Consider the following 15,262-nt stretch of genomic DNA (forward strand, 5'->3'; position numbering starts at 1 on the left):
GTCAGGCCCCGAGGAGGTGGCGGCCGATGACGACCCGCATGATCTCGTTCGTGCCCTCGAGGATCTGGTGGACACGCAGGTCGCGCACCACCTTCTCGATGCCGTACTCGTGCAGATAGCCGTAACCGCCGTGGAGCTGGAGGGCATCGTTGGCGACGCGGAATCCGACGTCGGTGGCGAAGCGCTTGGCCATCGCGCACTGCATACCGGCATCCGGTTCGCGCGCGTCCAGAGCCGCGGCGGCGTCGCGGACGAGCGCACGGGCGGCGCGGAGCTCGGTGGCGAGGTCGGCGAGGGTGAAGACCACCGACTGCTTCTCGGCAAGCGGCTCGCCGAAGGTGAAGCGCTCATGGACGTACCGCGTCGCGCGGTCCAGCGCCCACTGGGCTCCGCCGAGGGAGCACGCCGCGATGTTCAGCCGCCCGCCGTCGAGCGCCGACATCGCGATCGCAAACCCGCGCCCCTCGGTGCCGAGCACGGCGTCCGCGCCCACGCGGACCTCGTCGAGGATCACCTGCCGGGTGGGCTGCGCCTTCCACCCCATCTTCTTCTCGTGCGGCCCGAACGACAGGCCCTCCGCGTCCCCCGGAACGAGGAAGGCGGTGATTCCGCGGGCGCCCGGCTCGCCGGTGCGGGCCATCACCACGTAGACGGATGCCTCGCCCGCGCCGGAGATGAACTGCTTGACGCCCGTGAGCACGAAGTGATCGCCGTCGCGGATCGCACTGGTGGTGATCGCCGCGGCGTCCGACCCCGCACCGGGCTCGGTGAGGCAGTAGCTGCCGAAGCCTCGCATCGCGGTGAGTTCGGGCAGGAAGCGGCGGCGCTGGGCATCGCTGCCATAGGTGTCGATCATCCACGCGACCATGTTGTGGATGGTCACGAACGCCGCGATCGAGGGGTCGCCCTGCGACAGCTCCTCGAAGATCGCGACCGCGTCACGGCGTCCGAGCCCGGTACCCCCGACGTCTTCGCGCACGTAGATCCCCCCGAGCCCCAGCTCGCCCGCGCGCTCAAGCGTCTCGCGCGGGAAGTGGCCCGCGAGGTCCCATTCCAGTGCGTGCGGCGCGAGCTCGGTGGCGGCGAAGTCCCGCACCGCCTCCAAGACCGCGGCGCGATCGTCGGCGGACAGGGCGGGGGCTGAATCGGTCGCGCCGGATGCGGCGGCGACGGACATCTCCATGGTCATGATGCTGCTTCCTTGTGGGACGGCGTTGTCACTGTGGGAATTTTACATGGATGCCCTACTTTTCGGCAGGGCATCCATGCAGATGGAACACCTGGGCCCCCTCACCGCGACGGTGAGGGGGCCCAGGTTCTTCCCGCAGCGCGCGTCTAGCGCGCGATGACCGGCAGCGGAACCACCATCCGGGAGTCCTCGTAGCCGGGCGCGCCCGTGAACGTCACCCGCAGCAGGTGCAGTCCGCGCGAGAGCGGCGGCAGGGTCACGCGGAAGCGGCCGTTCGTGTCGGCGGTGACCGCGACCGTCGCGACGGTCTTGCCGGCGTCGGTGATCGTGACGGTCCCGACCGGCGCGGTCCGGTCGCGGGCGAAGACCGCACCGCTCACCGTGACAGTCTTCCCGGCGGGGACGACGAACCGGTCCGGCGCCGCGACCACGGTGGTGGCGACCGGGACGATCTCGGCCTCGGTGAGGACGGCGACCGAGCGCGCCGGCACGGTCACCGATCCCGTTGCGGCATCCCACGTCGTGGTCTTCACCACCGGGTCCGCGCCGTTCGCCATTGCCGGCGTCAGCGCGAAGTCCCGACCGGCGAGCGCATCGACGGTCTGCGTGACCGGCTCCGGCGAGGCGTTGAAGACCACCAGCGCACCGGCGAGCTCGTCGTCGACCCCCGCGCCGACGGTGTCGTCGATCACCATCGTGATGACGCCGGGCGCGGCATCCGCTCCCCCGCCGGGGAACGAGACCTTCTCGGTGATGAGGTCCGCCGATCCGAGGCGCAGGAGCCCGACCTCCGACCGCACCCGCAGGAGGTCCAGCGCAGCGGACTCGGCGGCGGCGATGTCGGATGCCGCGGGCTTCAGTGCCGGGTTCGCCAGGAGCGGTGCCATCAGCGGCCACTTCTCCTCGTTGTCGGCGCGCGGGGGAAGTCCTGATCCGAAGGTCGACTCGGTCCCGGTCCAGTCGATCCGGTTGAACCAGTCGCCGGAGTTGTAGCTGTTGCGATCGAGCGACTTCGAACGCAGGAGCTCCGTGCCGGCGTGCCAGAACGCGGGCGTCTGCGCCAGGGCGACGGTCGCGAGCGAGACGGTGTTCATCCGCACCCGGTCCGCCATCGAGGTCTCGACCGGCAGCTTCAGCACCGACAGGTCGTAGAGCGTCTCGTTGTCGTGCGCGTCGACGTAGGTGATCACCTCGTCCGGCTGGTCGGCGTAGCCGGCGGCCGAGCCGTTGTAGTCGACCTCGTCGCCCCTCTTCACCGCCCCGTCGGATGCCGTGAACGTGAAGTCGCGAAGGTTCCCCGCGAGGCCGAGCTTGACCAGATCGGTCTGCTGCCCGAGCGTGCGGTCGGCCGGGTCGATCGGCGAGCCGTTCGGATCGGTGCCGAGGCCGGTCCCGAAGCCCTGGTCGCGGGTGGACGAGCCGTCGACGGGGCTGCCGCCGTGCACGCCGTCGCGGAGGCGGTCGTTGAACGTGCCGATGCCGGTTCCGCCGAGCTGGCCCTGCGTGGCCTGCTCGAACAGGGCGTTGTTCGCCACTTCGCCGAAGTTCCAGCCCTCGCCGTACAGGTAGATGCTCCTGCCGTCGACGCCGTCCTTCTTCAGCGTCAGCTCGTCCAGCGCGGCGCGCACAGCCAGCATGTTGTCGCGCGAATGGTGACCCATGAGGTCGAAGCGGAACCCGTCGACCTTGTAGTCGCGCGCCCACATCACGACCGCGTCAACCATGAGCTTCTCGGCGACCTCGTGCTCGGTGGCGACGTTCTCGCAGCACGTGGAGGTCTCCACGCCTCCCGCCGCGTTCAGCCGGTGGTAGTAGCCGGGCACGACCCGGTCGAGGACCGAGCGCTCCCCCTGGCCGGACTGGGCGGTGTGGTTGTAGACCTGGTCGAGCACGACCTGGAGGCCCGTCGCGTGCAGCGCCCCGACCATGTCGCGGAACTCCGCCACCCGTGCCCCACCCTCAGGATCGGTCGCGTACGACCCCTCCGGAGCGAAGAAGTGGAACGGGTCGTACCCCCAGTTGAACCCGTCGGCGTCGCGGACGGCGTCGATGCAGGCCTGCTGCTGGTCGGAGTCCGGCGCGAACGACGCGAGGTCGCAGTCGGGCACGGCCTGGGCCGCTCGGTCCTCCTCGATCGTGGCGATGTCGAACGAGGGCAGGAGGTGCACGGTGTTGATCCCGGCATCCGCCAGCTGAGCGAGCTGGGTCATGCCGGCGCTCCCTGCCCGGGTGAATGCCCGGTAGGTGCCGCGCTCGGCCTCGGGGACGGTGGTGTCGGTGATCGAGAAGTCGCGGATGTGCAGCTCGTAGATCGCGCGGTCCACGGGGCGGTCGATCTTCGGCGCCGCCGTCTTCTCCCATGTCTTCGGGCGGAAGGACTTGTCGGCGAGGTCGATCGCGACCGAGCGCTCGGAGTTCGTCGTCAGCGCGACCGAGGAGGGGTCGGTGACGAGGTTGGTCTCGATCGCCCCGGTCGTCGGGGCGTAGACCACGACCTCCCACAGGTACTCGTCGCCGCGGAGCTTGGCGCCGCCCTCGACGGTCCATGTTCCGGATGCCGCATCCCGCCGCGCCTCGTGCCGCACGGGGTCGCCGCTGGACCCGGCATCCCACGTCAGGAGGGTCGCGGACTGCGCGGTCGGCGCCCACAGGCGGAAGGTCGGCTTCTTGCCCGCGAAGGCGACCCCGAGCGGCACGTCGCGCACCGCGTCGGCGTACAGGTCGTCGAGGACGCCGGGGATCTGGATGCCGGTGAACGCCGACACCGCACCGTTCGCCGTCCGCTGGGCGAGGGCGAGCTGCCCCGTCAGGAGCTCGGCCACCGCATCACGGTCGACGTCGTCCACGCGCAGCGCGGTGTACGCGGCGAGCGCCGGGAACCGGGAGCGCTGCGCCTCGGTCAGGCCGCCGTCGATCACCGAGAGCGCGAGGGGGTCGCCCCCGCGGATCTCGGCGCCTTCGAGGGAGAGACCGGCATCCGCCGATCCGTAGAGCTCCCACACGGCGCCCGCGGCGGAAGCCCCGAAGTCGCCCGGCACGGCGATCGTCGCCTGATCGATCCAGTGGGCGCGGAGCTCGCCGAGCCCGTCGACCGCGCTCTCGGTGGAACGGACGGTGAGGCGGTGCGAGGCGATGTCGTAACGGAACGTGGTGACCTTCCCCTCGGTAGCGCGGAAGGTGATGTTCGACCCGCCGGGGGCGCCGTCCGCGCCGTAGTTCTCGTCCCAGCTGCGGTCGTGGGCGACCTTCACCTCGTACGAGCCGGTCGGCAGGTCGTCGGTCGTGAACTGGAACACGCCGTCGCCGTCGCGGTCGAACATCATGCTCGCAAGGCACGCGGGCGACCAGTCGGCCGCGCAGCCGAGCTCGCTCTGGAACGAGCCGGGCAGGGTGATGACGGGCCCGTCCGCGGTGGAGGCGATGTTCTTCGTCCGCGGGTCGAAGAAGAACTCGATGGGACCCCCCGCGTGGGCGAGGGTGATGTTCGGGCCGTTCAGGGCGCCGCCGGCACCGTAGTTCTCGTCCCAGCTCTTCTCGGTGGCGATCTTGTACTCGTAGTCGCCCGCGGGGAGATCATCGAGGCGGAGGGTCCAGATCCCGTCGACCTGGGTCATCTGGACCGCGTCGCAGCCCGGCTGCCAGTCGTCGGGGCATCCCGCCTCGCTGTTGAGGCTTCCGGGAACGCTGACGGCGCCGTAGACGGTCGGCTCCTGCGGCTCGACCTCGCCGGGTCCCTCCGGCTCCTCGTCGGCGACGCCGAGGTCGACACGGTTGCCGACCGAGGCGTAGGTCGAGGCGGCGGAGCGTGCGCCCGCGGCATCCGTCGACACGGCGCGATACTCGACGAGCGTTCCGGGGGCGAGGTCGTCGACGTCGTGGAACACGCGCGGGTCGACGTCCTCGGCGACGCCGAGCGGCTGCCAGTCGTCGTCGCCGACGACGCGCCAGGCGAACGCGGTCTGGCGCCACGCGTCGTCCGCGGTCGCGGCGACCGGCGCGCTGCCGGCCAGGCCTGCACCCGCGGCGGGCACCGACACGGTCAGCGGCGCAGCATCGGCGGGGGCCGAGACCGCGCGATCGGCGCGCCACACCACGGCCGACAGCGGCGGCACGGTCACCGTCGCCTGGGCGGCGGCATCCGTGGTGAGTGCGCCGGTGTCACCGTAGACCGGCGCGTAGGAGGCGTCCGCGGTCAGCGTGGACAGAGCGACGGATGCTTCGGCGGTGGCGTTGTTGACCGCGACGAGGTACTCGATGCGCTCGGTCGGGTCGACGCGGGAGAACGCGTAGATGCCGGCGGCGTCGTCGGCGTGACGCTCGATCTGCGCCCCGGTGGTGAGCGTCGGGTGGTCGGCCCGCAGCTGCGAGAGCGCGGCGATGTCGGTGTACAGCGGAGCGTCGGTGTCGTAGCGGTCCTGCGCGCCGACGGTCTCGCCCGTCACGAGCGGCTGCTCGGTGTACTCCGCGACCTGGCTGGCGAACAGCGACTGCCGCGCGGCGCGGTCGCCGCCGTTGCCGGCGAAGCCCTGCTCGTCGCCGTAGTAGATCACCGGCTGGCCGCGCGTGAGGAACATCAGCTCGTGCGCGAGCCGGTCGCGCTGCAGGACGTCGCCCTTGCCGGCGAGGAAGTGTCCGATGCGGCCCATGTCGTGGTTGCCGAGGAAGGTCGGCAGTGCCGTCGCCGAGGAGTCCGGCGTCGTGTAGCGGTCGTCACCCGCGAAGAGCGTCGACAGCACCGTGGGCTTGCCGCCGCCGGCGAACGAGGTGGCCGCGCCCTGGAAGGCGAAATCGAGGACGGAGTTCATGTCGGTGCCGCGGACGTAGGGCGCGAGCTTGGCCGGATCGCCGTCGTACACCTCGCCGAACATGAAGAAGTCCGGCTTGCCCTGCGCACGGGCGTAGTCCAGGACCTCGGTGGTCCAGGTCTCCCAGAACTCGGTGTTGACGTGCTTGACGGTGTCGATGCGGAAACCGTCGATGCCGAGGTCGATCCAGTCCTGGTAGACCTCGACGAAGCCGTTCACCACGGTGGGGTGCTCGGTCATGAGGTCGTCCAGGCCCACGAAGTCGCCGTAGGTGACCGACTCCCCCGCCCAGGTAGAGTCACCGCGGTTGTGGTAGAGCGTCGGGTCGTTGAGCCACGCCGGGACCTTGACCTCCGCCTCCTCCGGGGCGATCACCGGGGTGTACGGGAAGGAGGTGGCGGGGTCGAGCGCGGGGAAGGAGTCGGTGCCCGCGTAGGTCGCCGGGTCGAAGTCGTTCCCCGCGGCGTCCCGATACGGACGCGTCGCCTGGTCGACGTACGAGTAGCGGCCCTCGGCGTAGGTGATGACGTCGGCGGTGTGGTTGGTGATGATGTCGAAGTAGACCTTGATATCGCGCGCGTGGGCCTCATCGATGAAGGCCGCGAGCTCCTCGTTGGTTCCGAGGTGCGGGTCGATGCGCGTGAAGTCCGTGATCCAGTACCCGTGGTAGCCGGCGGAGGCGTCGGCCCCGACGCCCTGGACGGGCTTGTTCATGAAGCTCGGGGTCAGCCAGATCGCGCTCGTGCCGAGGCCCTCGATGTAGTCGAGGTTCTGGCGGAGGCCGGCGATGTCACCGCCGTGGTAGAAGCCGGAGTTCGACGGGTCGAGTCCGGTGGCGAGGCGGTCGCCCTCGAGGCCGCCGGTGTCGTTGGAGGGGTCGCCGTTGGCGAACCGGTCGGTCATGACGAAGTAGAACTGCTCCTCCGCGCCCGGCTGGCGCACCGGCTCGGCCACCAGCGCGTCGTCGGCGTCGGTGTACTCACCGCCGATGGCGAGCGCCTCGACGCCGACCCGCTGCAGGTTCGCGTCGAAGACGAAGCGGAGCCGGGCGGGGCCCGCGATCGTCAGGGGGATGTTGGCGTCGGTGCCGTCGAGGCCGTACGCCTCGTCCCAGGCGTCGTCGAGGGCGACCTTGTACTCCCACGAGCCGGCGGGGACGTCGAACTCCGCGGCGAAGCGGCCGTCCTCGTCGGTCGCGGCGAGCTCGGTGGCCGCGCACTCGGGCTGCCAGTCGGCGCTGCAGCCGAGCTCGCTCTGGAGCGAGCCGACGAGGGCGACGGTGCGGTCCGCGGCAGCGGCCGCGGGGGCGGCGAGCGCGGGGACGGCGAGGGACGAGACCCCCGCGGTCAGGACGAGCGCGGCGGTCGCGAGGGAGGCGAGGGCGCGGCGCGCGCGGGAGGGGGTCGTCATCGACACAGAGGACTCCTGGGGAGCGGTGGGAGCGGAACCGGCGGCACGGCCTCGTGACGTCGGCTGGGAGCGACGGTATCCCGCGGGAAGGCGCGGATGCAAGCGCTTACATCATGAGAAGCCTCTCATCCTGCGGTGTTCTCGCTCACATCCGCATGCTGGCGCCTCCCACCGCAAACGCTTGCAGCACGGGCCGCTCTGCCGTGCTCGCCGGGTCCCACGCCCACCGCCGGGCTCGGCGCGCGGCGGAGTGCGCACCGAACTCCTCAGATCCGGCGCGGTGCAGCGGGTTCCGGCGCGGTTCGGCCGGACCACCCCGCGATTCTGAGGAGTTCGGCACGGGGCGCGCGGTAGCGCCCCGCAGGGTGTCAGGCTCGGGCTCCGCACGGCGGACGGACCCAACTCCTCAGATCCGGCCCGGTTCGGCCGGTTCCGGCGCGGCTCGGCCGGTCATCCCGCGTTTCTGAGGAGTTCGGCACGGGGCGGGCGGGCCCCGGCCGCGCGCACGGCAGGATGGGGGCATGAGCGAGACCGACAGGGCCCGCGCCGCTGGGGCCCGCGCCGTCCGCCCCCGCGCCGTCGTCGCCGGAGCGAGCGGGTTCATCGGACGGGCCCTCGCGACCCACCTCGAAGACGCCGGGTACGACGTCCGGACGATCGGCCGGTCCGGGCCCGTCACCTGGGCGGATCCGGCGGCCGTCGCGCGCACGGTCGACGGCGCCGACATCCTCATCAACCTCGCCGGGAAGTCGGTGAACTGCCGGTATACCGACGCGAACCGGGACGAGATCCTCCGCTCGAGGGTCGAGACGACCCGCGCGCTCCACGACGCGGTGGCCGCGGCATCCGCTCCTCCGCGGGTCTGGCTGAACGCCTCCACCGGCACGATCTACCGGCACGCGATGGACCGCCCGCAGACCGAGGACGACGGCGAGCTCGGCACCGGATTCTCGGTGGATGTCGGCCGGGAGTGGGAGCGGGCGTTCTTCGCCGGCGACCTGCCGGGGACCCGGCGCGTGGCCCTCCGGATGGCGATCGTGCTCGGCGACGGCCCGGCGACCGCGCTGCTTCTGCGCCTCGCGCGCCTCGGTGTCGGCGGCCCGCAGATCGACGGATGGTGGTTCCCGCACCGCCGCTACCGCGGCATCGGCACCGCTCCGTCCGGCGGCACCGGCTTCGCGTGGCACCGCACCCGAGGGCACCAGCGGTTCAGCTGGATCCACCTCGACGACGTCCTCGGCGCGATCGACCTCCTCCTCGACCGGGACGACGTCGCCGGACCCGTCAACCTCACAAGCCCCGAGCCGACCGACAATCGCACCCTGATGCGCGAACTCCGTCGTGCCGTCGGCATGCGCGTCGGAATCCCCGCGTGGCGCTTCATGCTCGAGCCGGCGATGTGGGTCCTGCGCACCGAACCCGAGCTCGTCCTCAAGAGCCGGTGGACGCTGCCCGGCGTCCTCGAGCGCGCGGGTTACCGGTTCCGGCATCCGCGCCTCCGCGCGGCGATCGCCGACGTCGCGCGGACCGGCACCACCGTCCGGGGCGACGGCGTCACCTGACGTCCCCCGCTCGTTCACCTGGTCGACACCCCTGCCCCGTAGGACGGGACGGCGCCTCATCGCGCCCTTCCCGACGCACGAACGAGCAGAGGATTCCTCCCTGATGAAGACACCGAGACGGGCCGGAGCGCTCGCCGCGGCCACCGCCGTCACCGCCACCCTGGCCCTCGCCCCCGCGGGGGTCGCCACCGCCGGGATCGTCGCCGATCCCCTCACCTACAGCGCAGACGACGCCGCGCTGACCCTCACCCCCGTCGGCACGTACGAGAGCGGCGTGTTCGACGCCTCGGCGACCGAGATCGTCAAGGCCTACGAAGACCGCCTGTTCGTGGTCAACGCCCAGGCCGGCGCGGTCGACGTGCTCGACTACTCCGACCCCACCGCACCCACGAAGGTGCACACGCTGACCTCCGCCGGCGTGGCCAACTCGATCGCGATCCGCGAGGACGGCCTCGGCGTCGCCGCGTTCGAGGCACCGACGAAGACGGATGCCGGAACCCTGGTGTTCTTCGACGCGAACGCGACGACCCCGAGCGTCCTCGGAACGGTCACGGTCGGGGCCCTCCCCGACATGGTCGCGATCTCGGAGGACGGCGCGTACGCGGTCGTCGCGAACGAGGGCGAGCCCGCCGACGACTTCTCCTCCGACCCCGAGGGCTCGGTCGGCATCGTCGCCCTGCCCGGCACGATCGCCGCTCCCGCGCAGGAGGCGGTCCGCACGGCGGACTTCCACGCGTTCGAGGAGGGCGGATCCAAGACCCTCCCCACAGACGTCCGCGTGTTCGGCCCCACCCCCGAGGCGGACCTCCCGGTCTCGCGCAACCTCGAACCGGAGTACGTCACCATCTCCGGAGCGACCGCGTACGTCGCCCTGCAGGAGGCCAACGCCGTCGCCGTCGTCGACATCGCCTCGGCGGAGGTCACCGACATCCTCGCCCTGGGATTCCAGGACCACGGCGTCGTCCCGCTCGACCCGAGCGACCGCGACCCTCGCGATGCGCCGACCTACAACCCGCGCACCTTCGCGGGCCTCAAGGGCATCTACATGCCCGACGGCATGGAGTCCTATCAGGCCGGCGGTCAGACCTACCTCGTCACCGCGAACGAGGGCGACGCCCGCGAGTGGGGCGAGTACGCCGAGCCGGTCCGCGCGAAGGACCTCGCCGCGGACGGCCTCGGGCCGGTCTGCGCCGACAGCCCCCTCGCCGGCCTCCTCGGCGACGCCGACCTCGGACGCCTGAACGTCACCCGGGAGAACGGCTTCGACGAGGCCGCGGGCTGCTACGACGAGCTGTACGCGTTCGGATCGCGCTCGTTCTCCATCTGGTCGGCCGACGGCACCCAGGTGTTCGACTCGGGCAACGACTTCGAGGAGATCACCCACGCCGCCGCCCCCGACTTCTTCAACTCCAACCACTCGGAGTCGAACCTCGAGGGCCGCAGCGACGACAAGGGTCCGGAGCCGGAGAACCTCGCCATCGGCGAGGTCGACGGACGCACCTACGCCTTCATCGGGTTCGAGCGCGTGGGCGGCATCGCGGTCTACGACATCACCGACCCCGCGGCATCCGTCTTCGTGACCTACATCAACAACCGCGACTTCTCGGTCTCGGTGGAGGACGGCGGGGCACTGGCGGATGCCGGTGACCTGGGCGCCGAGGGCGTGGAGTTCATCCCCGCCGACGCGTCGCCCACGGGTGAGCCGATGATCGCCGTGGCCAACGAGGTCTCGGGGACGGTCACCCTCTTCGCCATCGGAGCGGAGTCGTCGACCACCGACATCCAGGTGCTGACGATCAACGACTTCCACGGTCGCATCGAGCAGAACCTCGGAAACCGCGAGGCGGGCGCGGCGGTCATCGCCGGCGCGATCGACACGTTCGAGGCGGAGAACCCGAACACGCTGTTCGTCTCCTCCGGCGACAACATCGGCGCCTCGACGTTCACGTCCTTCATCCAGCAGGACGATCCGACGATCGACGCCCTCGTGGCGGCGGGCCTCGACCTCGGCGCCGTGGGCAACCACGAGTTCGACCGCGGATTCGCCGACCTGACCGACCGCGTGCTGCCGCGCTTCGGAGACGACGTCTTCGGCCTCGGCGCGAACGTCTACGAGGCCGGCACCACCACCCCGGCGCTGCCGGAGTACACGGTGCGCGAGGTCGACGGTGTGCGCGTGGCCTTCATCGGCACCGTCACCCCCGACACCGCGACGATGGTCAGCCCCGACGGCATCGCCGACATCGCGTTCGGCGATCAGCTCGAGGCGGCGAACCGCGTGGCGGCCGAGCTCACCTCCGCCGACGCCGCGGACGTGATCATCCTGCTCACCCATGACGGCGCCCCGACGTCGGACTGCGCGACGCTGGCGCAGGGCGACTCGGACTACGCCGCACTGGTGAACGGCGCGTCAGCGGAGATCGATGCGATCGTCTCGGGTCACACGCACCAGACGTACGCGTGCGAGGTCCCCGTGGACGGCGTCGCCGGAACGGAGCGCCCGGTCATCCAGGCGAACCAGTACGGCACGACCCTCGGCAAGCTCGACATCTCGGTGGATGCTGAGACGAAGGAGCTCGTCTCGGTGTCGGGTTCGACCGTTCCGCTCGTCGTCGACGGGGTCGCGGCGTTCCCCGCCGACCCGGCGGTGGCTGAGATCGTCGCCGCGGCGGTCGAGGTCGCCGAGGTCGAGGGCTCGGTGGAGGTCGGGGCGATCAGCGCCGACATCCTCCGCGGTGGCACTCCTCCCGGAGACGACCGCGGCGTGGAGTCGACGCTCGGCAATCTGGTCGCCGACATGTACCTGTGGGCGACGTCCAACGACGCGTACGCGGGCACGCCGGCCCAGATCGGCCTGATGAACCCCGGCGGTCTGCGTGCCGACCTGCTCTTCGGCGCCGACGGCACCCAGACCTACCGCGACGTGGCGAACGTGCAGCCCTTCGCCAACACGCTGGTCACCGTCACCCTCACCGGAGCGCAGCTGAAGGCCGTGCTCGAGGAGCAGTGGCAGCCGGCGGGGTCGTCGCGTCCGAAGCTCCACCTCGGCGTCTCGGAGGGCTTCTCGTACGAGTACGACCCTGCGGCGGCATCCGGCGAGCGCGTCCTGTCGATGACGCTCGACGGCGCGGAGATCGCGGCGTCGGACGAGATCACCGTCGTGACCAACTCGTTCCTCGCGGCCGGCGGTGACAACTTCTTCACCTTCGCCGAGGGCACCGACCGCACCGACACGGGTCAGGTCGACCTGGTTGCGACCGTGGCGTACTTCGAGGCCTTCGACGTCGTCGACCCCGCACCGCTCGGCCGTGCGGTCGTGGCGGATGCCGTCACCCCGACGCCGACCCCGACCCCGACCGACCCGGGTGCGACCCCGGGCACGGGTTCCGGCGGCGGAACGGGCGCGGGTTCCGGATCGGGCACGGGTTCCGGCTCGGGCGGCGACCTGGCCGTGACCGGTGTAGAGCTGCCGTGGGGCATCGCCCTCGCCGCCGCCGTGATGGCGGCCCTCGGTGGCCTGCTCGTCGTGACGCGCCGGAGCGTGCGTCCGGGAGCCTGATCCGCCTCCGACGTCGACGCCCCGGGATCGCCTCGTGCGGTCCCGGGGCGTCGCGGTCGTCGGCGGTCGGCGACTGCCGGATCAGAGCCTCTCGATGATGGTGGCGTTCGCGAGTCCGCCGCCCTCGCACATCGTCTGCAAGCCGTAGCGTCCGCCGGTGGCCTCGAGGTAGGCGAGCATCGTGCCGAGGAGCCGGGTGCCGGAGGCGCCGACGGCGTGACCGAGAGCGATCGCACCGCCCCACGGGTTCAGGCGCGCGGGATCGGCGTCGAGCTCGCGCTGCCACGCGAGCGGCACGGAGGCGAACGCCTCGTTGACCTCGTACACGTCGATGTCCGACAGCGTCAGACCCGAGCGCTCCAGGATGCGGCGGGTCGCCGGGATCGGCCCCGTCAGCATCATCAGCGGATCGTCGCCAACGACGGCGAACGAGTGGAAGCGGGCCCGCGGGGTGAGGCCGAGGGCGAGCGCGCGCTCCTCCGACATGAGCAGAACCGCGGATGCGGCATCCGTCAGGGGTGAGGAGTTCCCCGCCGTGACGTGCCAGCCGATCTCGGGGAAGCGCGCCGCCATCTCGTCGGTGCGGAATGCCGCGGGGAGGCCCGCGAGGGTGTCGGCGGTCGTGCCGGGCCGCACCGTCTCGTCGCCGTCGATGACGCCGCGGTCCGTGGCGACGGGGAGCACCTCGCCGTCGAATCGCCAGGCCGCCCATGCGCGCGCGGCCCGCGCGTGCGACTGCGCGGCATAGGCGTCGAGCTCGCCACGCCCGAGTCCCCAGCGCGCCGCGATGAGCTCGGCGGCGACGCCCTGGTTGACCAGGCCCTGCGGATAGCGGTGCCGGATCCCCTCCGACGGCGCCGCACCCGCGGTCGACGACCCGAGCGGCACACGACTCATCGACTCGACCCCGCCGGCGATGACGACGTCGTACGCGCCCGCGATGATCCCTTGCGCGGCGAAGTGCACCGCCTGCTGGCTCGACCCGCACTGCCTGTCGATCGTCGCCGCCGGCACGCGCTCATCGAATCCCGCGGCCAGCACGGCCTGACGCGCCACGTTCATCGACTGCTCCCCGACCTGGCTGACGCAGCCGAGCAGGACGTCGTCGACCTCGCTCGAGGCGATCCCGTTCCGCTCGAGGAGGCCCGACAGCACGCCGGCGGCGAGGTCGACGGGGTGCACCCCATGGAGCGACCCGGTGGGTTTGCCGCGACCGGCGGGGGTGCGGACGGCATCGACGATGACAGCGGTGCGGAGCATGCCCCCATCGTCGCTGAGGGGCGCGCAGACGTCCAGGCGCTACGGACACAAGGGCCGGGCTCGGCCAGGATGGACCCATGAGCGCACGCGACCTGGTCCTCGCCGTCGATGTCGGGGGGACGAAGCTCGAGACGGCGATGGTGGATGCCGACGGCGCCGTCGTCCCCGGCACCCGCCACCGTGCTCCGACCGGCCCGACGACGGATGCCGCCTCCCTCGACGCTGCGCTCCGCGACGCGATCGCGCGGACGCTCGGCTCCGCGTCCGCGCGGCCGGTCGCGGTGGGCGTCGGCACCGCGGGCCCGGTGGACCTCCCGTCGGGCACGACCAGTCCACTGAACCTGCCCGGGGCCGCGGGTTTCCCGATCCTGCAGACGGTCGCCGCGGCATCCGGAGTCTCCGACCTCACCCTGCGCCTCGACGGGGCGTGCATCGCGCTCGCCGAGACGTGGGTGGGAGCCGCGCAGGGCGCGTCCGACGCCCTCGTCTTCGTCGTCTCCACCGGGATCGGCGGCGGAATCATCAGCGGCGGACGCCTGCTCGCGGGCGGCACCGGCAACGCCGGACATCTCGGACAGCTCGTGGTCGCGGCATCCGTCGATGAGGTCACGGACCTTCCCGCCGGGGGCGCCGCCGGCTGGACGGCGGAGCAGCTCGGGTCAGGCCCGCACACCGTCGCCTGGGCGCGCCGGCAGGGCTGGGCCGGAGCCACGGGCGAGGACCTCGCCGCGGATGCCGCGGCGGGCGACGTGATCGCCCGCCGCGCCGTCGAGCGGTCCGCTCGGATCGTCGGCATCGCCGTCACGAACGTCGCGATGCTCCTCGACATCGACCTCGCCGTCATCGGCGGCGGATTCGCGCGCGTGAGCGCCGACTACACCGAGCTCGTCGAGCGCTCCGCCCACACGCACGCCGTCAACGCCTACGGCCGTCGGGTGCGCGTCGTGCCCGCCGCCGCGGGAGCGGATGCCCCGCTCATCGGCGCCGCCGCCCTGCACTGGCGCGCCGACCTCCTCCGCTGACCCCGCGGCGCCGGCTCAGCCGCGCGCGGCCCGGGTGACGGCGATATGCGCGTCGCACATCATCGTCTCCACGACGCACGCCTCCTCGTTCATCGCGACCGCCAGGCGGGCGGCCATCACATGGAACGGGCGATCACGCGTCATCGGCGCGACCGGCCCCAGCATGATCGACTGCTGCTTCGCGGCGGCGTAGGCCTCGGCGAGGGCCCTCGTCAGCTGCGCGTGAGCCCTGGTCAACTGCGCATCGATGCGCGCGAACTCCTTCCGAAGGGCCACGCGCTCCTCGAACCAGTCCTCGATCTCCTCCCGCAGCTCGTCGTCCAGGTCCATCTGATCGACCTCGTACCCGTCTTCGTACACGAGTCCTTCTCCCTCCATCGACATGCGGAGAGGGTAGAACAAAGGTACGACACGGGTGAGGCCTGCGAACCTTCCCGTCCGCGCAAAGAATCGAT

The 15,262-nt window shown here is 71.7% G+C and carries 7 protein-coding genes; 3 read left to right on the plus strand and 4 right to left on the minus strand.

Annotated features, from left to right (window positions below; translation table 11 throughout):
* Window position 1: 1 nt before the first annotated feature.
* Window positions 2–1,183 carry an acyl-CoA dehydrogenase family protein gene (locus ABXJ56_RS05070; RefSeq protein ID WP_353999965.1) on the minus strand — a complete coding sequence of 394 codons (1,182 nt, stop codon included), beginning with the start codon at window positions 1,181–1,183 and terminating at the stop codon, window positions 2–4.
* A 152-nt stretch (window positions 1,184–1,335) separates the two neighbouring features.
* The gene (gene pulA / locus ABXJ56_RS05075; protein ID WP_353999966.1) at window positions 1,336–7,404 is read right to left on the minus strand and encodes a pullulanase-type alpha-1,6-glucosidase; all 6,069 of its coding nucleotides are present in this window, start codon (window positions 7,402–7,404) and stop codon (window positions 1,336–1,338) included.
* 521 nt (window positions 7,405–7,925) lie between these two features.
* Here pulA and ABXJ56_RS05080 point away from each other — a divergent pair.
* Together ABXJ56_RS05080 and ABXJ56_RS05085 are read left to right on the plus strand one after the other, a co-directional pair.
* Window positions 7,926–8,966, plus strand: a complete 1,041-nt coding sequence (locus ABXJ56_RS05080) for an epimerase (protein ID WP_353998631.1) — start codon at window positions 7,926–7,928, stop codon at window positions 8,964–8,966.
* A 103-nt stretch (window positions 8,967–9,069) separates the two neighbouring features.
* Complete coding sequence (locus ABXJ56_RS05085; protein WP_353998632.1) at window positions 9,070–12,525, plus strand: choice-of-anchor I family protein; 3,456 nt, start codon at window positions 9,070–9,072, stop codon at window positions 12,523–12,525.
* Between the two features lie 81 nt (window positions 12,526–12,606).
* Here ABXJ56_RS05085 and ABXJ56_RS05090 read toward each other — a convergent pair whose 3' ends face one another.
* A complete protein-coding gene (locus tag ABXJ56_RS05090) occupies window positions 12,607–13,785 on the minus strand; it encodes a thiolase family protein (RefSeq protein WP_353998633.1) in 1,179 nt (392 codons plus the stop codon).
* 77 nt (window positions 13,786–13,862) lie between these two features.
* Here ABXJ56_RS05090 and ABXJ56_RS05095 point away from each other — a divergent pair, with 77 nt between their 5' ends.
* Window positions 13,863–14,807, plus strand: a complete 945-nt coding sequence (locus ABXJ56_RS05095; protein ID WP_353998634.1) for an ROK family protein — start codon at window positions 13,863–13,865, stop codon at window positions 14,805–14,807.
* Between the two features lie 15 nt (window positions 14,808–14,822).
* On the opposite strand, the gene ABXJ56_RS05100 is transcribed toward ABXJ56_RS05095, so the two are convergent.
* Window positions 14,823–15,191 (minus strand): hypothetical protein, encoded by a 369-nt coding sequence (locus ABXJ56_RS05100; RefSeq protein ID WP_353998635.1) that lies wholly within the window; start codon window positions 15,189–15,191, stop codon window positions 14,823–14,825.
* Window positions 15,192–15,262: the final 71 nt, after the last annotated feature.

Origin of the sequence: Microbacterium aurantiacum (assembly GCF_040532595.1) — a bacterium.
GTDB lineage: Bacteria > Actinomycetota > Actinomycetes > Actinomycetales > Microbacteriaceae > Microbacterium > Microbacterium chocolatum_B.

Coding starts and splice junctions, on each gene's coding strand:
- ABXJ56_RS05085 (WP_353998632.1), top strand. CDS start 9,070: ATGAAGACACCGAGACGGGCCGGAGCGCTCGCCGCGGCCACCGCCGTC.
- ABXJ56_RS05090 (WP_353998633.1), bottom strand. CDS start 13,785: ATGCTCCGCACCGCTGTCATCGTCGATGCCGTCCGCACCCCCGCCGGT.
- ABXJ56_RS05080 (WP_353998631.1), top strand. CDS start 7,926: ATGAGCGAGACCGACAGGGCCCGCGCCGCTGGGGCCCGCGCCGTCCGC.
- ABXJ56_RS05095 (WP_353998634.1), top strand. CDS start 13,863: ATGAGCGCACGCGACCTGGTCCTCGCCGTCGATGTCGGGGGGACGAAG.
- ABXJ56_RS05100 (WP_353998635.1), bottom strand. CDS start 15,191: ATGTCGATGGAGGGAGAAGGACTCGTGTACGAAGACGGGTACGAGGTC.
- ABXJ56_RS05070 (WP_353999965.1), bottom strand. CDS start 1,183: ATGGAGATGTCCGTCGCCGCCGCATCCGGCGCGACCGATTCAGCCCCC.
- pulA (WP_353999966.1), bottom strand. CDS start 7,404: ATGACGACCCCCTCCCGCGCGCGCCGCGCCCTCGCCTCCCTCGCGACC.